The organism is Chitinophaga horti (assembly GCF_022867795.2).
In the GTDB taxonomy this organism is placed as follows: Bacteria; Bacteroidota; Bacteroidia; order Chitinophagales; family Chitinophagaceae; genus Chitinophaga; species Chitinophaga horti.
In genome coordinates, this window is the sequence record NZ_CP107006.1 from 5,548,852 (window position 1) to 5,567,589 (window position 18,738).

The window sequence follows — 18,738 nt, forward strand, 5'->3', positions numbered from 1 at the left end:
GTCCACAACCTTATATGCCTTTAATAAAAGCCGCTAAATCCTGATGAAGCTGTTTAACACCCACAGTCTTTAATAGCTCCAGGGCATATAAATGGCAGTTTTTCATTTTAATACCACTTCCACACAAACATGGAGCATTCCTTTTCAACCGTTGGGATTCTATTAGCGCATTTAATACATTTATGGCAGCACCTTCGCTAAGTAAAAGTTCTTCTCTATAAAACTGCTTTACTCCGCTGAAAGCATGTTCATATTCTTTTCCTGCATAGTTTTTTACCTCTATCCGGTATAGCTGATTTGCGAAAAACGGATAGACTTTTTCAGCAATAAAATCTGCAATTGATATTCCTTTTACCGACATAGCTATAAGTCTATGTGTAATATCAATGCAGCAAATACCATCAGAGCTAATGTGCCAGTCGATATCCCTAGGTATTATCCGACTCACTTCCTGGACTATAGGAATACAATAAGGATAAGTCTGAGGGACGACGATTGCTATTTGAAACGTCCCCCAGTACTCCCCTTTGGCACCACATATATCCAACTCTCCGTCAACACGCCAGCAATTATATTTTCCATTGTACCGGTAAGATAGTTTGGGAAACCTACGGTCAACTTCAGCAAAGTGCTTTTCGAAGAGAGATTTAGCAGCATGGCTCATCCGAAATAGGGTTTACTCGCTGACGCAATGGATGCAAGATTACCTATCTGCCTCTGCGGCGATGCCTGGCTTTTTAGCTGCAGGTTGCCATTAAGGTCAGTAGCTATAAAGTTTTGTCTCTTCAGATAGCTAAGCCAGTCAAAATCGTGCTGGGTATAATTAAAGTTCCTGTCAGGTATCTGGTAAATATATCTGTCATTTTCGCTGCCGGTACGTTTACAGACAGGTTTGAAAAAGGCAGCACTCTGCGGCACTTCCTGTACAATATGATCCCCTACAACTATACCATTGCTCTGGGCGCTGGCCTGCATTTTAGGCGCAAGACTTGTATGCAGGCTGCATGTGGTGATTTCGGAAATTTCACCCAGACCGGCGGAAGCCCATACAACATCCTCTTCATAACCCAGGTCTATGCCTATACGTGTAAAAATGGTTTCTATCCCCTGCTCATTAAACATATTTTTCAGGTCTTCCTTTACAAAATAGGTGAATGTGCTGGAAAAGTGTAGGGCGTTTTGCACCGCGTCAGCTGTTTTTATGCTTTTCCCTCCAAAATAAACGAATAAGCCATCCCCTTGTAGTCTGTGTATATAACCGCCGAATATTAGGCATGTATGTATCGCCGCACGCTGAATCGTATTCGTGATGATGAGTACCGTTTGTGGAGTATAACGCCTGAATAGATTGGTGGAGCGCTTAATATCCACAAACATGGAGATTATGTAGTGGTTCTCTATATGGTCTGTACCTTTCAAATGGGCGAAATCAGGATGTGCGCCAAGTTTTTGTTCAAAGTCAGGCTTTACTCCCAACTGCTGGGCAAGTGCGGCAAGGCCAGGCTGAAGCATCTTCTCCGGTATCTGCCGGTTGAAAGCTTCGTAAGAGAGCCCTTTTGAAAAATTCCTGGACTCATTAACCACGGTTTGATGTAAACCTCTATTTACCGGGTCCGCAGAAATGGCGTCCCGGATTGTTTTCACGTAATCATCGTAAATCTTCATATTCCTATTTTATGTTGTTTATAATAAGTGTTACCAGCGGTATGAACAAAGCGAACTGAACCATCATTATCACACCTGCTATCTGCAACCTCCTGAACTTTTTAGCAAGCCCGGCTGCCAGCTTATGAACCTGGCTTCTCATATCATCTATTGCCTGTTGGTCAGTTTCATTTTCGGAAAGATGGCGGAACTGGCTTTCTGCAACCGCAGCTACATCAGAAAAAAACAACAGTGAACCTGTTTGCCTGCTCAGGTAGGGGGTCGAGGTAACCAGTAAAATGATCATGTTGGAAAGCCCCAGCGCCAGTAGGGTAATCATCAGTATATGCGTACCCAGGCCACACTGAACCTTATCCAACAGAGAAGGGTATATAGCAATCAGTCCACTCACAATAAAAGTGCTCAGCCCCAGATATACGTTAAGCTTGTTATTGATGCTGTCGAAGTAGTGGTCATACCTTTCCATTGAAAACTTTAATCTTTCATATTCTCTGTTCATCCTTTAATGTTTTGAGGGTCATTACCATAAGAATTTTTCTCACGTATCCTGCCATCTCTGCCGTGTATAAGCATTTCAGATTGGTTGTTAATAGCCATTTGCCGTGCGCGGGCAATTGCTTCGGCCTGGGTATCATAATTATTGGCCACCCTGTTGCTGCCGGCTGACTTTGCCGACCATTGGTTACCATTGGGAACCACATGCACGTTCTTCTGTTTTTTCATAATTTTTAATTAAATTGACTATACCTAAATACGGAGATGCGTTATCTTTTACTCATCAACCATGTTCCCTAACATACCAAATGTGTTACCTAACGCTTTTGGGTATTAAACTGATTGCTTTGGAATGGAAAGAATTAGAAGGTGAAACCATTGAGAATCTAATAGAATTTTTACAACTGGAAGGCAACTCCGAAGATGAGGAATGGGCTGAAGCTGCCTTTGTGAATGTTGTTTTCCGGTTCAGAGAAGATCTGCTTGAAAAATGCACAGAAATGTGCCTGAAAAGCAATTATACAGAAACAGATGCGGAAGAGATCACCAACCGCGTATTTGAACGGGTTAAAATGTATCCCACTTTCAAATCTGCGGGATGTAAGGTAAAGGACATTATAAAATGCTTCAAATTTTACCTATACAGGATTGCAAGAAATGAGTTTGCAGATTACCGGACACCAGATGATAATCCTTATACAGGGGATGAACAGATAATCACTTCATTGATTGACCCATGCAGGGAATACGAACCGGAAACGCTGAAATCTCTTCAGGAAAAAGAAAAGCTATTAGACAATATATTTTCAAAGCTTACCCCAAAGCATAAAACCATCTATCTCACATATCTATATTATGAACATGAAGGCCGTTATTTACCGAGAAAACTGGTTAAAGATTTGTCTGAGGTACTCAAACTAGCCAAAGGTAGTATCCGGGCATACAAAAAAGAGGCTTTCGAACTTGTAAAATCAATGGGATATGGCAAATAATCAGACATTATTATCAGAAGAAAATATATATTCCTGGATTTGTTCCACAGGGTACTTACTGCCAAGTAACGAACAGGAACTGTCGCGTTTTGAGCGACTGCACCCACCCGGCAGCAGAAAGGTAAATAGTGAGGCAATAGACCCTTTTGCTATTTTAAATGGTATCAGAAAGAGAAAGGTGCTTTCTATCCACCAAGCAGCAATCGTCGATTTGCTCCCTGACAATGAACTACGGATGGCTGCACGGAAACACGGTGATTTACCGGCTGACATTCACGAACAAATTAAAAAGAATCAGGAAAAGAAAAAAGATGATCAGCGTAACGGAGCATCAGATTCTGAAGGAAACTCAGATAATTAGCAAATACCTGGCCTACCGCTACTGTAATAATGTGTCCACAAACCTGCTTGAAATTTGTGAGGAAGAGGCGCTGCATATCATTTCAGATGATTATAAAGAATATTTCGACGGAATGCTGGTCTGGGATAGTTCCGACTTCCACATCCATTTAAATACCGCCAAAGGAAATTTACCTTCCACTAAACGTGGACGGTTTACATTGGCACATGAATTGGGCCATTATTTTATAGACGCACATAGAGAAAGCCTGAAATCAGGTACCTTACCTTCACATCCCTCGCATCAGTCCCTTATTCACAATACATTAATGGAACGGCAGGCTGATCATTTTGCTGCCTGCTTGCTAATGCCGGAAGAAAGGCTGCGTGCGATGACCGGTGGTCGTAAATTTTCCCTTGATATAATAAAAGAATTATCCAAGAGTTTCGATGTAAGTCTGACCGCTGCACTTCTCCGCTTTCTGGAAGTAGGGACTCATGATATAATGATTGTATTTTCCCAGGACAATATTGTTAAATGGACTAAAAGAAGCGACCGCTTCCCCAAATTAGCTAATAAGTTCAAAATCGGAGGAGCGTTACCCCCAACCAGCGTAGCAGGTGAGTCATTTTTGAAAATGGATGCAAAGTATACTACTGTGGAACCCGTTTCGCTGGATGACTGGTTTGAAGACAGAGGCTGGAATCCTGGGCCTATGTTTGAGCAGTGCTTCTATTCTGATCTTTATAATTATGCGATTAGCATGGTTTGGTTCAAGTAACACCAATAATTATTAATCTAATACAGCCATAAGGTTCATTATATAACGAATAAAGGTACTCCCAGTACCTTAAAATGACTTATTATAAACCTACTGTGTTTGGATTAAAAGAAGCCTATGTACTGATTATAGTCTTAAATAATGGCAAAGCCGCTCAAAATCCCCTAAAAAGTTCGACAATTCCCCGCCCTTCTCCACGAAATGAAAGGCTTTTGAGTATTACTCGAAAGCCTTTTTTCATTTTACCAACTGCCTCGCGAGCCGCTGTTTTGTTTGTTATATTTGCCTCAATCCAAAATTGCCCACGATGCTTAACCTCCGGGTAAACTATCCTTCCATTCCGCAGGAGATGGATGTTTTTGAAAAATACACCGCCGGCTTTACCGCGCCGGAGAAATATAACTTATTGCGAACACCCGCCAGCTGTTATGTTGATGAGCTGAGCGCACAAACGCTCATAAATTGGTTACATGCTGATGTTGAAGCAGTAAGCCGCTCGTCCCGCATAGCCACCCTGCCCAGCGCCAACAGCGCGCTCTTCTGCATCCTCTCCTGGTTCCGTTCGCGCGAAACGAATGTGTTGATAGAAGAAACCACCTTCCCCGGATTTCGTATGTGTGCCGAACATTTTGGTTATCAACAAATACCCGTGGCCTGTGATGAGCATGGCATTATTCCTGATTCGCTGCGCATGCACCTTCAATCCGGTAAAAGCCGGCTGGTGTATATACAGCCAACGCTGCATAATCCGTCTTGCTTCGTGATGCCGCTGGAAAGGAGGGAGGCGATTTTATCGGTGGTTCGTGAGTTTGACGAGGTATACCTATTGGAGGATGATGCCTATCGTTTTCTGCATGATAATCCACCACCGACTTTCCTCAGCCTGGCGCCAGAGCGTACGATTCACGTGTACAGCCTGTCCAAACCGTTTAATCCATTTTTGAAATCGGCTTACATCGTACACCCGAAAAATATACTGGACGGATTGGAAAACCTCATCCGTTTAACGACCAGCAGCGGCTGCAGCTTGTTCCAGGATTTCGGACAATACCTGTTTAAAAGCGGGGAGCTTCGGAAAATAGTGAACGAAAAGCAACGCGTGGCCAGGGAATGGCATGATAAAATCGACAGGCTATTTTCGGGGCTCGAGTATACTTTGTATCCCGGCAGCTTTCACATTTGGTTGTCACTGGGGCAGATGAATTGCTTTGCTTTGTCGGACTACCTGCGCACACAACAAATCGATGTTACGGACGGTGCCGATTTTTCCGCCAGTGGCGATCCGCATCATATACGCATAGCGTTTGGATCAGAGTGGTCATCGCCACGATTACAACCGGCGTTAACGCTCATCGCAGATAAGGTGAGAGAAGGGAATGGCTATTAGCGGGATATCTGCTGAAGTGTGCGACGCAACGGCGGATGAAAAAAGGACTGAAGCAGGGCTCATGATGTTTATATTAATAACACACACGGGTATAAATGATGACTGACAGCTCGTTATTACGTTTACGGTTACACGCTCAATTAATATCACAGCATCCATACACTGATGTAGCGGACGTTGTACATCACATGGGCGCCATGCAGGCACAGGACTATGCAGGTGCTAAATGGTCTGTGGCATTGCGTATGAAGAATGCGACGGATGAAGATATTGAATTAGCCATTGCGGAGAAGCTGATCGTTCGCACCTGGTCATTGCGTGGCACGTTACATTTTGTAGCACCAACAGATGTTCGGTGGATGACGACGCTGCTGCGCGACAGGCTGATCCGAACGGCGGCTACGTATAATAAGATGCTCGGCCTCGACGAAAAAATGCTCCTTAAAGGCTGTAAAGTCATCACAAAAGCGCTCGGGGGAGGAAAGATCTTAACGCGCGATGAGCTGTCGGAAATTTTGCAATCCAATAAACTGCCCGTTCACGAAAACCGCCTCAGCCACTATCTGAACCGTGCTGCTTTTGAACAACTGATCTGTTTTGGTCCGCGAAAGGGGAAGGCATTTACGTTTACTTTATTGGACGATTGGGTGCCTGTTACCAAGATGCCCGACCATGAAACGCAACTTGCAAACCTGGCGTCTCGTTACTTAAACAGCCGCGGCCCCGCTTCTGTAAAGGATTTTACGTGGTGGTCGGGGCTACCGTCGGCCATGGCTCGCGCGGCTATTGAACTGGTCAAACAGGAGTATGATTCTGCGGTTGTCAATGACGAAACTTATTGGTTTCCTGATGTAACGCCATCAAAAGCAGGTGTTCACCTATTGCCCGGCTTCGATGAATACCTGTTAGGTTACGCCGGCAGGTCCGCAGTCGTGGACGTCAGCCATTCTAAGAAAATTATGGGCAATGGCAATGCTGTTTTTGCCGCCACCATCGTAGTAAACGGAAAAGTAGTGGGCACCTGGAAACGGAGTAACCAGCAGAAAATGCTGGAGCTCAATGCAGTTACGTTCGAGGCACTCAGCGACGCCCGCAAAACGGCGATTCGTAAAGTGGCCAATGCCTATGGAAAATACATGGGGCTGCCCGCAGAGGTGATATTCGAATAGCATTTTATAAATCGTTACTAACTCGTACTTTTGCGCGGTATGCTGTTTTTCTACGTCAAAGCGTTGCACATCATTTTTATAGTCACCTGGTTTGCGGGACTGTTTTACATCGTGCGACTTTTTGTTTACAACGCGGAGGCCGACCTGAAGCCCGAGCCGGAACGCAGCATACTTCAGCAGCAATACAAAATAATGATGAAGCGGCTGTGGTTTGGTATCACCTGGCCTTCAGCTGTACTCACACTCATTTTCGGCCCATGGATGCTCGTCCTTTATGGATCCATCCCACTCTGGCTTTGGGTGAAACTTGGTTTTGTACTTTTCCTCTACGCCTACTTTTTTTTCCTGCACAGCATCTTTAGTCAGCAACAGAAAGGTGTATTTCGTTTCAATTCAACCCAGTTAAGGGTTTGGAACGAAGTTGCTACCATTTTTCTCGTAGCGATCGTGTTTCTCGTGGTACTGAAAAGCCTGGCCAGCATGATGTGGGGCCTCATTGGCTTATTGCTTTTTACCGGCGCCTTGCTGGTGGCCATTAAGGTGTATAAAAAAGTAAGGGAGAAGCAGTAGCTTCCCTCATTGTTCCATGGCCGAAACATCTATATTGCTTTACTGAATAATTGCGGTCTTAGTTCTGAACTTTGCGCCTGCAACACTTTAAGATCGAAAGCCCGACATACATTCCGGATAAATCGTTTACCCGTTTCTGTTACCTTTACTCCAATTAAATTTACCTCTACAAGACCGTCCTGCGCAAGTTCCTGGAGAATGGGCATGGCGTATTTTTCATATAACGCCTGTTGTTCCACGTGAAAAAGTGTGCTGCCGTTACAGGCAATGTCCAATATATGCCGACGGAAAATTTTATCTGTTTTATCAAGATAATACCCCTTAATTGTAGGAAGTACGCCTTTTTCCAGTTCCTGGTAGTAAGTGCGCAGCTCTTTTTGATTCTGTGCATAACCGCTGCCGGTATCGCTTATACTGGATACGCCCAGGCCAATCAACATATTTGTGCGGGTATGTGTATAACCCATGAAGTTGCGATGCAGTTCTTTATTTTGCCAGGCGGTGTATAGATCGTCATGCGGCAATGCGAAGTGGTCCATCCCTATGTCGGCGTAACCGGCTGCTGTGAATAACTCACGTCCAATATTGTAAAGCTCCAGTTTTTCGGCGGCGCCGGGTAAATCGGCTTCACTGTATAGCCGCTGTGAGCAAGATTTCCAGGGGATATGTGCATAACTATAAAAAGCGATGCGGTCGGGCCGTAAATCCAGTACTTTATTCACGGTTGCGCGCATACTTTCGGCAGTTTGAAACGGCAGACCATAAACAAGGTCTATATTTACTGACTTGTACCCTATTTCACGTGCTTCTCTTACCACCTTTACCACATCACTCCAGGGTTGTATGCGGTTAATAGCTTCCTGTACTTTTTCATCGTTATCCTGCACGCCGTAGCTTACCCGCGTAAACCCCAGACTTTTCAACATTTTGAGATGCGCCGTAGTCGTATTTGCAGGGTGGCCTTCAAAACTAAACGCATGATCATCAGCGATATCCACATCTTTAAATATGGGAAGCAGTATATCTGCAAGATGTTCCGGCGAGAAAAATGTCGGTGTTCCGCCGCCCAGGTGAAGTTCGCGCAGGACGGCCTTTTCGGGCATCAGCGTGGTATACAGGTCCCATTCCTTTTGTAACGCGGCCATGTATTCCGGCTCTACGCTGTGACGTTTGGTTATCTTTTTATTACAACCGCAATAGGTGCATAACGTTTCGCAAAAGGGGAGATGCATATACAGGGCGATCCCGTTCCTCAGATTATCGGCCGAAAACTGTTGCTGTAAATGGTTTTGCCAGGATGCGCTCGTCTTTTCTTTCCAGAATGGCACGGTAGGATAACTGGTATAGCGGGGCACCGGCACGTTGTATTTTCTCAGAAGCTGGTCCATAGCATGATGTTTAATACCATACGAAATTACCATAGACCTATGGTAGTGGAATACTGAGCTTGTCAATAGGAAGGATGATTTTTGTCAGGCGCTTATTAGTACTGGGTCAGGTTTACATGGAACACCACACCTAAAGATGTGAGTTTTACCTTGCCATGTCCAACACCGCCAAGCGGCAATTTTGCATAAGGTTGAATTCCCCACATGATATGCCTGGCCGCCTGTTGCTGATAACCGAATCCTAAATTCAGCACGGAAAAATAATGTTGACTTCCGTTTTCGTACACATATTTTCTTGAGTTAATCTGGTTGTAATACATATTATAGGTTTCACGCAGCATAAAGTAGCTAGAGCTTCCCAACATGGCAGACCAGTTATGTTTACCACTTTCGAATAATGTGTAATGCAGGTTGATAGGCACATCCAGCACTTTACAGTCGGCGTCGACCTTTTTAAAATTATAGTTGGATTGATAATCTGCAGGAGTAGCTCCATAAATTTTTGTAGCATAGAAAGCGCCTGTTGACACCGCGAAACGGTTATTGAATGCGTACAGAAATTGCAAACCAACCGATGCTCCCCAATCTCCTGATTGCAAACCTGGGGCGGCGCTGTAATCAGGACCCGCAGCAAAACCTAGCGCAAAACCACGACGCTGTAACGGCCGCGATGCGATAAGCACTGGTTCAAGTACCGACGGTTGTGTAACGAGTGAATCTGAAATATCCGGATAGCCCGGCGTATAGCCTTTAAAGTTAGAAAGGTGGTTATCCACATCTTCATTGATGGCGACGCTCATCCCATCTATTTCATTATCAATAGGTTGCAGATCATCTTGCGCTTTATTTGTGGTGATATTATTTGAACTAAACGTAGATGACTGTGTTTTTTTCAGTTGATTGTGGGTAGGAGAGCCTACATCAGTGCTGGATTTTGAATCAGACAAACCAGGTTTGACAGGGTTATCCACACCTCGCACAACTTCGCGCTGATTTTTTATCTTTTCCTGGTGATTATCAAGTTTGTTAACAATGCTGTCATTGATCTTGTATCTTTCTCCTTCGTCATTGTCCCGCTTAACAATACTATCGTTAACCTGATCATTTAAAGACGATGTTTTACTTTCTTTGGAATCGCCATCAGTGTAAAACAAAAACATACTGCCCGCTGAAATGCCCAGCAGCAGTACAATTGCACTGAGCCATATCCATAGACCAGGTGTGCGTTTATGCGTTGGCGTAACTGCGTCGAGTTTCTTTTCCATTTTTTTCCAGGCATCCTGGTCAAATGGAACGTCTGCCTCCTGCAGTTTCTCCCGGATCTTATTTTCAAAATGATCACTCATTTCTTTACTTTGGCAACCTGCGCTGGCAGATCATCGTTATCGTTTTTTAAGAAAGAAGCAGCTCTTTCAATTTTTTCTTTCAAAATTCTCTTTGCTTTAAACAGATTCGATTTGGATGTTCCTTCGGAGATGCCCAACATACTGGCGATTTGCTGATGTTGAAAACCTTCCATCACGTAGAGATTAAATACCATTTTATATGCTGGTGGTAATTCCTGTACCAGCGTTAATAATTCATCGACCGACAATTTATCGATCGCATCATCACTGCCGGAACCCAGGTCGTAAACTTTATTGATATCTTCGGCGAACAACAGCCGTTTTTGCGCACGTAGGTGGTCAATGGCTGTATTCGCCATAATTCTTGCCAACCAACTTTTGAATGGGCGAGAGGTATCGTAGGTAGAGATGTGTGTGAAAACTTTAAGGAATCCATCATTCAAAATTTCAACCGCCTCCTCCTTATGATTCGCATATCGTAAACATATAGCCATGGCATACCCGTAGAATTGACGGTACAATTCTTCCTGGCTACCGCGCTTCCACTGCCGGCATCCATCGACGATGTCTGCTATATCGTTCACTTACTGTTTTTCCAATTTGATCGCTTAAAAAATTAACGACGCGAAATTTCTGTGGCACTTTACTAAATGCTCATATCATCCATCGAAAATCTGAAATAATTACGTTTTTCTGATTTTAATGGTTGCCTCAACACATCAAATTTACCTTTAAAAAGCGAAATCGAAATTAAAGCCATTTTAAGACGTTTATGGGAGATAAGTGCCGTTTTGAATAAATAATACTAACCCATCGAAGATCGTCGAATTTTACCACCTTTAAAAAGGTCGATTTTTCCGCTTTTTTGAGATTTTTTACAAAAAAAGGAAGGATTTTCGTCCTTCCTTGCTTTTTTATTTTGCTAAACTACCGTCCCATGTAAACCATCAAAATTTGAACATCGCTCGGATTCACTCCACTGATTCGACTTGCTTGTCCTAAAGTTCGCGGTTTGATCTTCGTGAATTTCTGACGAGCTTCGGCCGACAGCGATATAAGTTTCGTATAATCGAAAGTGTCGGGTATTACCATGTCTTCCAGCTGTCCCATCCTTTTCACGAGTTCATTTTCCTTGTCTATATACACTTCATATTTCACCTGAATTTCCGCCTGTTCCAAAATCTCCTTTTCAAATCCTTCCAATGATCTTTTCACCTTTTCCACTTTCTCCATCATGGAGAAAATATCGATAGCTGGCCTCAGTAAAATCTGGTGAGCGCGTTGTCTATGCATCAAAGGAGCAGATCCTTTTTCTTCCAGCAGGTGATTGATATCTTCCGGATCGATGGGCAATTCCTTTAAAATGCTTTTGATCTGTTCTACCCCGTTTTTCTTTTTATTCACCTTTTCCATTCTTTGCGAAGATGCGAGCCCCATTTCAAAACTCCTTTCGGTAAGACGCAGGTCAGCATTATCCTGGCGGAGCAGGGTACGGAATTCCGCACGCGAGGTAAACATGCGGTAGGGCTCTTCTGTTCCTTTGTTGATCAGGTCATCGATGAGTACCCCAATATAGGCTTCACTTCTTTTCAGAACGAAAGGCGCTTCATTCCTGGTCTTGAGATGTGCATTAATGCCGGCCATCAATCCCTGGCAGGCAGCTTCTTCATAACCTGTCGTTCCATTAATTTGTCCGGCGAAGAAAAGATTGGCTACCTGTTTAGTCTCCAGCGAGAACGTTAACTGCGTTGGTGGGAAGAAGTCATATTCAATGGCGTAACCAGGGCGGAACATTCTAACGTTCTCAAAACCCGGTACCATTTTTAATGCTTTGTATTGAACGTCTTCCGGCAGGGAAGTTGAAAAGCCATTTACATAGATCTCCACCGTATTAAAACCCTCGGGCTCCACGAAAAGTTGATGCCGTTCCCGCTCAGCAAACCGGTTGATTTTATCTTCAATACTTGGACAGTATCTTGGTCCAACCCCTGGATCCGTCCCTGGAACATAGGTGACCGATCGAAGCCGGTCTTTAACGTATCGTGAACTTTGGTGTCGGTGTAAGTGATCCAGCAACTTCTTTGCTCTGTTGGTTTTATCTTTTCTATATCGAGATAGGAGAAGCCGACGATGTCTTCATCTCCCTTTTGCTCTTCCATTTTTGAATAGTCGAGGCTTCTGCCATCGAGGCGGGGAGGGGTACCCGTCTTTAGACGATCACTTTCGAAGCCGAGGGAAACCAATTGTTCGGTAATTCCCGTAGATGCTTTTTCTGCAACACGACCTCCACCAAACTGTTTATCCCCGATATGCATCACGCCATTCAGGAATGTTCCGTTGGTGAGTACAACCGCTTTAGCTTTTATTTCATGGCCGAGACCAGTAACTACACCATAGCAAACACCGTCTTTAACGAGTAAACCCTTCACCATATCCTGGTAAAAATCCAGGTTCGATGTATTTTCTAAAGCTTCTCTCCACTTGGCAGCGAAGAGCATCCGGTCATTTTGAGTACGGGGACTCCACATCGCTGGCCCTTTTGAGCGGTTGAGCATTCTAAACTGGATCATGGATTGATCAGTCACGATACCCGAATATCCGCCTAAAGCATCAATCTCTCTAACAATTTGTCCTTTTGCTATACCTCCCATGGCTGGGTTACAACTCATCTGTGCAATGGTCTGCATATTCATGGTCACCAGTAATACCCGTGACCCCATATTTGCTGCCGCCGCAGCTGCTTCGCAACCGGCATGTCCGGCACCAACCACAATAACATCGTAAGAAGGGAACATACTATAAATTTGAAGATGCAAAGTTAGGTAAAGATTAGCTTGAGTGGGCAGGAAAGATTGGAGGGGTGGGCAGGAAAGATTGGGGGGTGGGCAATGTTCCACGTGGAACATTTTTCTTTAATGGCTGCTGGCTGCGTGTCTCTGTCGATTCGATTGAGATGCTTAACCAGATATATTCCCTACGCTTCTAACTTATCAAGGAAAGTGTAACCTATAATGTTCCACGTGGAACATGGGCAAGAGGAAACTTCTTATAAAAAGAGCTTAGTCTCTGTACAGTCGTAACCACCTCAGGTGTGAACGACACCTAAAGTAAACGAAGCCAGTTCCTAATCAAAGGTTGTAAAACATTATTTCAAAATAAGAGAATGCAGCAGACGCGGCCGACTAAAAAGCCTCCCTAATGAGAGACGCGGCCAAATGGTTATAACGCTAAATGAGTATAACAGCCGCGTAACAAGTGCAAGCATTGAAACGCCTGACCCTAGGGTAGCAAATCCTAGTGAATTTATAATTAGGCTCCAAAGCTGGCTGGGGTCTATACTAACTATGCCTTACACTGAATACAAAATATGGTAACCCAAACAAGCAATGAAAGAAGTTGATTAGAATCTTCCCCAGGTAACAAGTAGTTAGCCTAGTGTGTAGTTATTCCTCCTGGTAGAAAATCGGCTTGGAAAGAAGTCCAGTTTAAGCGCATTGCATATACCATAAACGATCCGCCGAAATAATCGCTGCGGACGAATTATAAAACAGTTACTAAAACGTAGCCTCATTTAGGAAGACAAGCTTACATGCTCAGATTACACATCTAGCAAACATTCGCAACAAATTACGGATTGAGGCACTGTAGTTCTCAGGCGCGGCAGTTCGACGCGAGCATACTAATCGAACAGAGATTCCACACGCCCTATCAATTGAGACCAGATTGGCTGGGTGACATCCTGACTTCCATGAATCCTGGCTCACCAAAGCCTTCCACCATGATGCCAGACACGCGCACAATTTGCAGTTCTGAGAGACCAGCAAGCCACGCCTGAATATAATCAACGCTCTGACTAAAAACAGGAAAGGCGGCGAAGCATTGACAAAAGTATCTCTGTTCAACAGATTACTTATGCCGGTTGCCCTTTGGATAACTACATAGAACTGGACAGGCACTACATCTTGGGAGCTGAATGTGGAGACAACAAGTGTTATCCTGTAATCTTAATTTATCCCCAATGGTGAAGGAGAGGGATTACCATTCTAGGGTGAAACAGCACTTTAGACCTTTCCCAATTAACCACATCAAGATGGAGGAGATGAAGATGAAGGAAGTTGAGTCGAAAGCTGGCAGATTATAATTCTTCGCAAACAGATTTGTAAGACAGTACTCACCAATGAGATTACAACGTCTCTGAGTATTTTGGTGTACGCTACAATTCTGCCACAGACACAAAGAGGTTAGAGGCTTACCTGTATGTACGGCGGAATCACCTAAAATAAGGTATACTGATCTCCGGAACCAAGTAGCACAAATAACTCCGTACACCTTCTAGTCGAAATTATTCTCAGCAAGTAGTAACATGAACAACGGCAAGTAGCAAGGCAACTAGATAGTATTTCGTCCACCTGTAGTAGCGGCGAGGGAGGATGAATTGTATATGGATAGTTTTCCTCATGAAGGTGCTTATGCGGCACTTCAAATGTGGACGGTGAACGAATTGAATATAGACATTGTTCTCGGTAAGTACTTAGGGGGGCGCTTCAGATGGAGGACGGTGAACGAATTGTACCTGGATATTGTTCTCGGGAAGGTACTTATGTTGGCACTTTACATGGCAGATCGGTGAACGAATAGTACATGGATATTGTTATCGGGAAGGTACTTATGCGGGCACTTTAGAGGGTTGAGTTGTACATGGATGTTGTCCTCGGAAAGTACTCATGAGGACACTTTAATAGTGACGGTGATAGAGATCATGAGTCGGACAATCTATGCCGAATTCCCCTGGTGTAAATCAATTTCTAAGTCAATGTTCCTCAATATCTGCGCACGGTACTTTACTCCCAAATATCCAGATTTAAACTATCTTTCTAATTACAGTTATAACGTTTGAAACGGGAGGATGGGCTTGAACATTAAACATCTAATATTAGGCCATAGGAACTGAACAGGATAGATCCAAACTCAGCATGTAATTTAATTTACCGCTGAAAATATGCTCGGCCAACAAACTGGGAAATTAATAAGACAGTAATGTTCCACGTGGAACATCCCGAGACGACGAATTATAGTCGCGCCCTTCGAATAGTGTTACTTCACCACTGCCAAGGCTGATATAGTGACGGCCGGGAGTAGAAGATATAACCAGATATGGCCAACGGGCATTTGGGTGGTTCCAAGCCTGCGACAGACGACAGCATTTAATTAACGAAGCCCCAGATAACATCATAAAAATGATCAGCACTATTCACAGCAGCAAATTAAAATGTTGAAAGGGTAGGAGCCCAACTCAACCTATTTATGTCTATGGATAAAGAACCCTGAAGAACGTAGACTAGATGCCGATCACCCCGCGAGGAGGAGAAGAAGTTTGAGCATTACGATTAGGCCCTATGCACTTCGCCGGACGTCATAATTTTGGATGTGAGCCTTGAGACGAGAATAGCACGAGTATTGACACCCTACGGGTTGACAGTAAAATGATCACTCTCATCGCTTCTCATAAAAGAATAAATATTTGTCATAACTGATCGTCCAGAAGAAAATCTCAAAGCTATAACGCACGGGATTTATCAATGAGTGTAAAACTGCAGATATGGACAGTCGACAGTGTAAGGCTCCATCAAAATATTTAAGGACTGACTCTCAAGTTTGACTAACAGGTAACAGCATATCGTAAACTAGGTCCGTCAGAAAATAAGCAACGATTCATTAGCCCATGCTCAAACAAACAACATCCAAATCACCGACGCCGATTATTAGCGGCAGCCATTCCAATAAAAAAATACAAGTATCAACACAACGACACACATATCGATCATAGAAATAAAAAAGGACTCACGTATGAGTCCCTCAACAGTTTATCACAAAACGATTATGCCTCGAAATACAAATACAAATATTCATTCTCCTTCGACCGCATCTTTTCTTCCTCCTTCTTTGACTTATCCTTAAATCCACAAAGATGTAAAGCACCATGAAAAATTACCCGGTGTAGTTCATGGTCAAATGAAACGGAGTAATTGTTCGCATTCTCCGCAACCCTGTCGATGCTGATATATACTTCGCCCATGGTGACCTCTGGAGTAGGGGAGAGCTCGAAGGTCACAATATCCGTATAGGTGTCATGTTGTAAAAACTGTTGATTGATCCCCAGTAGGTACTCATCAGAACAAAAAACGTATTGGATATCCTCCAACTCCTGACCTTCACGTGCAAACAATTCTTCTATAAATTGCTTCAGCCGGTTCCTGTTTTTCAGTGTTACTTTCACCTCGTGCATTGCAAACTTTACTGCCATTAGCTAACCTTTAATAGATTGTAAAATTATGGTGAAAATTCGTATCGGGCGCCCCTCTTTTTTTGCATATTGAGCTGTGTAAGGTACTTTTGCCTCCGTTATATAATTTTTGTTTACAGGACAGACCACCCAGACAAATGAGAAATGGCATGATCAAATTATCTTCTCTCTCGATCGGAAAAAGCGCAGTTATCAGAGAATTTGAAAAGGATGAAATTCATATCAAACTGATGGAAATGGGATGTGTCCCAGGTGAAACGGTGAAAATAGAAAAGGTCGCGCCCCTGGGTGATCCTATTTCTATTGTGGTCGCAGGTTATAATCTTTCATTAAGAAAGACGGAAGCAGATTATATATGGGTTGAAGAAGTTGCCAAATAACTAGAAAAATATATGCTTCGCAATAAAAAGCTGCTCAATACGAGCGGCTTTTTTATTGCATTTGTCGGTCTGCATTCAATTAAAACGTTCAATCTTCCCTTGAGGCAGTTTTCGCCACAAAACCTTACATTTAATATATAATTTATTTACTAACAATTCAGTATATATAAAATACATTAAAAACAGGTCCAAAAGAAAGCCCGGGACCAAAAGTTCCGGGCTTCGAATATTCCTCAGGTGATGAGCAAATTTATAATCCTGCAGCTGCGCTAATTTCGAGCATCCTGTCAATCGGTTTTTTCGCCGCAAGACGCAGACCTTCCTCCATCGTAATTTCCGGCTCCTCGTATTCCATGCACAAATACAACTTCTCCAGCGTGTTCAATTTCATATGCGGACAATCATTACAAGCGCACGCATTATTAGGTGGTGCCGGAATAAAAGTTTTGCCGGGATTTTCTTTCTGCATCTGGTGAAGAATACCTGTTTCTGTGACAACAATATATTCCTGCGCTTCATCCCGCTGCGAATATTTCAGAATACCGGTGGTTGATCCCACGAAATCCGCTACTTCCAACACAGCTGCTTCACATTCAGGATGGGCGAGAATCTTTGCTTTCGGGTGTCTCACCTTCAGTTTCAATATCTTTTCAAGCGAGAAAATCTCATGCACCATACATGCCCCGTTCCACAATACCATATCACGACCCGTTTTCTTGATCAAATAAGAGCCCAGGTTGCGGTCAGGCGCAAAAATGATCGGTTGGTCCTTCGGAACACTTTCAATGATCTTTTCGGCATTGGAGGACGTACAGATGATATCGCTGAGTGCTTTGATACCTGCAGAACAGTTAATATAAGATATTACCAGGTGATCCGGATACTTCTCGCGGAACTTGCGGAACAGTTCGGGCGGCGCGCTATCGGCCAGCGAACAACCTGCCTTAAGGTCGGGCAACAACACTTTTTTCTGCGGACTTAAAATTTTCGCTGTTTCCGCCATGAAGTGCACACCTGCGAATACAATGATGTCAGCATCCGTTTTAGCCGCCTGCTGACTGAGCCCGAGACTGTCGCCGATGTAGTCCGCTACATCCTGTATATCCGGCTCCTGGTAGTAATGCGCGAGGATAATCGCATTCTTTTCTTTCTTCAATCTTTCGATCTCTGCGAAGAGGTCCATGTTAACATCGACCGCTATATCTAAAAAGCCAGATTTTTGCAAATTTTTTTTCGCTTCCGTTATCTCCTTATTCATAATTATAAATCTAATTTTTTTTTTAAAAAGAGAAAAGCTCACTACTACTAGGGACGTGAATATGTGGAAACCGCTTTTCGCTCGCTTTTACAAAGGTAGTTGTTATTATGTTTTTGATAGGTATTCACACCTAATTAACAGGGCGGATTGTTGCCCCTGCTGAATTTCAGCGTCTTTATCCACACTGTGGATATAGTTTAACGTGTATAACCACCTTGGTGAGTTTCATATGGGAAAGTGTGAACAGTTGTTCGTTATTCACCTCGGTTTTTACCCGAACGATTCTGCGGCATAAAGACAAATTTATTTTTCCCGTGCGAAACGGGGGTGTTTTCCCACAGTTTCAGCCGTTATACCATGGTTTTAAACATTCGTTGTGGAAAAATGAGGGCTGAAAACTGAAATCGTCCGGCGAAAAAATAATTTCAGAAAAAACAACGTACATATCCACCTTTTTCACAAAATGCTGTGGATTAAGCCGCCCGGATTTTTAAAATGTGAACAACCTCATCGCTGTTAAATTTTTCTAAAAAGCCTGCCAGCCTATATAAAAAGCAGATTTTTAATTACTATTTTGTTCATCCTGTTACGATCGAAATGTGGATAACCTGTGAAAGAAGGGGTAAAACGGCCATTGCCAGATGCGCTGAAACCCTTACTAGT

The 18,738-nt window shown here is 43.5% G+C and carries 17 protein-coding genes and 1 pseudogene; 7 read left to right on the forward strand and 11 right to left on the reverse strand.

What is annotated here, in order from left to right; translation table 11 throughout:
• Window positions 1-10: 10 nt before the first annotated feature.
• Genes MKQ68_RS22450 through MKQ68_RS22465 form a run of 4 tightly spaced genes read right to left on the reverse strand, consistent with a single transcriptional unit; the run spans window position 11 to window position 2,388 of the window.
• Window positions 11-664 carry an SEC-C metal-binding domain-containing protein gene (locus tag MKQ68_RS22450; RefSeq protein ID WP_264281035.1) on the reverse strand — a complete coding sequence of 218 codons (654 nt, stop codon included), beginning with the start codon at window positions 662-664 and terminating at the stop codon, window positions 11-13.
• Window positions 661-1,665 (reverse strand): adenylate/guanylate cyclase domain-containing protein, encoded by a 1,005-nt coding sequence (locus tag MKQ68_RS22455; protein ID WP_264281036.1) that lies wholly within the window; start codon window positions 1,663-1,665, stop codon window positions 661-663. The genes MKQ68_RS22450 and MKQ68_RS22455 overlap by 4 nt, the downstream gene beginning before the upstream one ends.
• A gap of 4 nt (window positions 1,666-1,669) precedes the next feature.
• Window positions 1,670-2,164, reverse strand: a complete 495-nt coding sequence (locus MKQ68_RS22460; protein ID WP_264281037.1) for a Pycsar system effector family protein — start codon at window positions 2,162-2,164, stop codon at window positions 1,670-1,672.
• The gene (locus MKQ68_RS22465) at window positions 2,161-2,388 is read right to left on the reverse strand and encodes a DUF2188 domain-containing protein (RefSeq protein WP_264281038.1); all 228 of its coding nucleotides are present in this window, start codon (window positions 2,386-2,388) and stop codon (window positions 2,161-2,163) included. Before MKQ68_RS22465 ends, MKQ68_RS22460 begins: the two co-directional genes overlap by 4 nt.
• A gap of 119 nt (window positions 2,389-2,507) precedes the next feature.
• Between MKQ68_RS22465 and MKQ68_RS22470 the strand changes: the two genes are divergently transcribed.
• The 6 genes from MKQ68_RS22470 (at window position 2,508) to MKQ68_RS22495 (ending at window position 7,399) form a co-directional block, all read left to right on the forward strand.
• The gene (locus tag MKQ68_RS22470) at window positions 2,508-3,152 is read left to right on the forward strand and encodes an RNA polymerase sigma factor (RefSeq protein ID WP_264281039.1); all 645 of its coding nucleotides are present in this window, start codon (window positions 2,508-2,510) and stop codon (window positions 3,150-3,152) included.
• Complete coding sequence (locus MKQ68_RS22475; RefSeq protein ID WP_244836462.1) at window positions 3,142-3,513, forward strand: hypothetical protein; 372 nt, start codon at window positions 3,142-3,144, stop codon at window positions 3,511-3,513. The genes MKQ68_RS22470 and MKQ68_RS22475 overlap by 11 nt, the downstream gene beginning before the upstream one ends.
• Window positions 3,464-4,273, forward strand: coding sequence for an ImmA/IrrE family metallo-endopeptidase (locus MKQ68_RS22480; RefSeq protein ID WP_244836463.1), 810 nt, complete (start codon window positions 3,464-3,466; stop codon window positions 4,271-4,273). The genes MKQ68_RS22475 and MKQ68_RS22480 overlap by 50 nt, the downstream gene beginning before the upstream one ends.
• Window positions 4,274-4,580: 307 nt before the next feature.
• Entirely contained in the window at window positions 4,581-5,660 is a 1,080-nt protein-coding gene (locus tag MKQ68_RS22485) for an aminotransferase-like domain-containing protein (RefSeq protein ID WP_244836464.1), read from the forward strand.
• Window positions 5,661-5,755: 95 nt separating this feature from the next.
• The gene (locus MKQ68_RS22490; protein ID WP_264281040.1) at window positions 5,756-6,829 is read left to right on the forward strand and encodes a winged helix DNA-binding domain-containing protein; all 1,074 of its coding nucleotides are present in this window, start codon (window positions 5,756-5,758) and stop codon (window positions 6,827-6,829) included.
• 39 nt (window positions 6,830-6,868) lie between these two features.
• Window positions 6,869-7,399 carry a CopD family protein gene (locus MKQ68_RS22495; RefSeq protein ID WP_264281041.1) on the forward strand — a complete coding sequence of 177 codons (531 nt, stop codon included), beginning with the start codon at window positions 6,869-6,871 and terminating at the stop codon, window positions 7,397-7,399.
• Between the two features lie 29 nt (window positions 7,400-7,428).
• Here MKQ68_RS22495 and hemN read toward each other — a convergent pair whose 3' ends face one another.
• The 6 genes and pseudogenes from hemN to ybeY form a co-directional block, all read right to left on the reverse strand.
• The gene (hemN, locus tag MKQ68_RS22500) at window positions 7,429-8,787 is read right to left on the reverse strand and encodes an oxygen-independent coproporphyrinogen III oxidase (protein WP_264281042.1); all 1,359 of its coding nucleotides are present in this window, start codon (window positions 8,785-8,787) and stop codon (window positions 7,429-7,431) included.
• 95 nt (window positions 8,788-8,882) lie between these two features.
• Window positions 8,883-10,133 carry an outer membrane beta-barrel protein gene (locus MKQ68_RS22505; protein WP_264281043.1) on the reverse strand — a complete coding sequence of 417 codons (1,251 nt, stop codon included), beginning with the start codon at window positions 10,131-10,133 and terminating at the stop codon, window positions 8,883-8,885.
• Window positions 10,130-10,717, reverse strand: coding sequence for an RNA polymerase sigma factor (locus MKQ68_RS22510; protein ID WP_264281044.1), 588 nt, complete (start codon window positions 10,715-10,717; stop codon window positions 10,130-10,132). The genes MKQ68_RS22505 and MKQ68_RS22510 overlap by 4 nt, the downstream gene beginning before the upstream one ends.
• A 343-nt stretch (window positions 10,718-11,060) precedes the next feature.
• On the reverse strand, window positions 11,061-11,777 hold the full coding sequence (locus tag MKQ68_RS26000) for an MnmG/GidA family protein (RefSeq protein WP_432803754.1): 717 nt from the start codon (window positions 11,775-11,777) through the stop codon (window positions 11,061-11,063).
• A gap of 21 nt (window positions 11,778-11,798) precedes the next feature.
• A pseudogene (locus tag MKQ68_RS22520) lies at window positions 11,799-13,039 on the reverse strand (FAD-dependent oxidoreductase); the annotation flags it as partial.
• Between the two features lie 2,972 nt (window positions 13,040-16,011).
• On the reverse strand, window positions 16,012-16,437 hold the full coding sequence (gene ybeY, locus MKQ68_RS22525; RefSeq protein WP_244836475.1) for an rRNA maturation RNase YbeY: 426 nt from the start codon (window positions 16,435-16,437) through the stop codon (window positions 16,012-16,014).
• A 149-nt stretch (window positions 16,438-16,586) separates the two neighbouring features.
• Here ybeY and MKQ68_RS22530 point away from each other — a divergent pair, with 149 nt between their 5' ends.
• Window positions 16,587-16,817, forward strand: a complete 231-nt coding sequence (locus MKQ68_RS22530; RefSeq protein WP_244836476.1) for a FeoA family protein — start codon at window positions 16,587-16,589, stop codon at window positions 16,815-16,817.
• A gap of 250 nt (window positions 16,818-17,067) precedes the next feature.
• Here the strand turns inward: MKQ68_RS22530 and nadA are convergent, their stop codons facing one another.
• Complete coding sequence (nadA, locus tag MKQ68_RS22535) at window positions 17,068-18,075, reverse strand: quinolinate synthase NadA (RefSeq protein WP_264281045.1); 1,008 nt, start codon at window positions 18,073-18,075, stop codon at window positions 17,068-17,070.
• Window positions 18,076-18,738: the final 663 nt, after the last annotated feature.

Coding starts and splice junctions, on each gene's coding strand:
- MKQ68_RS22450 (WP_264281035.1), bottom strand. CDS start 664: ATGAGCCATGCTGCTAAATCTCTCTTCGAAAAGCACTTTGCTGAAGTT.
- MKQ68_RS22455 (WP_264281036.1), bottom strand. CDS start 1,665: ATGAAGATTTACGATGATTACGTGAAAACAATCCGGGACGCCATTTCT.
- MKQ68_RS22460 (WP_264281037.1), bottom strand. CDS start 2,164: ATGAACAGAGAATATGAAAGATTAAAGTTTTCAATGGAAAGGTATGAC.
- MKQ68_RS22465 (WP_264281038.1), bottom strand. CDS start 2,388: ATGAAAAAACAGAAGAACGTGCATGTGGTTCCCAATGGTAACCAATGG.
- MKQ68_RS22475 (WP_244836462.1), top strand. CDS start 3,142: ATGGCAAATAATCAGACATTATTATCAGAAGAAAATATATATTCCTGG.
- MKQ68_RS22480 (WP_244836463.1), top strand. CDS start 3,464: ATGATCAGCGTAACGGAGCATCAGATTCTGAAGGAAACTCAGATAATT.
- MKQ68_RS22485 (WP_244836464.1), top strand. CDS start 4,581: ATGCTTAACCTCCGGGTAAACTATCCTTCCATTCCGCAGGAGATGGAT.
- MKQ68_RS22490 (WP_264281040.1), top strand. CDS start 5,756: ATGATGACTGACAGCTCGTTATTACGTTTACGGTTACACGCTCAATTA.
- MKQ68_RS22495 (WP_264281041.1), top strand. CDS start 6,869: ATGCTGTTTTTCTACGTCAAAGCGTTGCACATCATTTTTATAGTCACC.
- hemN (WP_264281042.1), bottom strand. CDS start 8,787: ATGGACCAGCTTCTGAGAAAATACAACGTGCCGGTGCCCCGCTATACC.
- MKQ68_RS22505 (WP_264281043.1), bottom strand. CDS start 10,133: ATGAGTGATCATTTTGAAAATAAGATCCGGGAGAAACTGCAGGAGGCA.
- MKQ68_RS26000 (WP_432803754.1), bottom strand. CDS start 11,777: ATGGCCGGCATTAATGCACATCTCAAGACCAGGAATGAAGCGCCTTTC.
- ybeY (WP_244836475.1), bottom strand. CDS start 16,437: ATGGCAGTAAAGTTTGCAATGCACGAGGTGAAAGTAACACTGAAAAAC.
- MKQ68_RS22530 (WP_244836476.1), top strand. CDS start 16,587: ATGATCAAATTATCTTCTCTCTCGATCGGAAAAAGCGCAGTTATCAGA.
- nadA (WP_264281045.1), bottom strand. CDS start 18,075: ATGAATAAGGAGATAACGGAAGCGAAAAAAAATTTGCAAAAATCTGGC.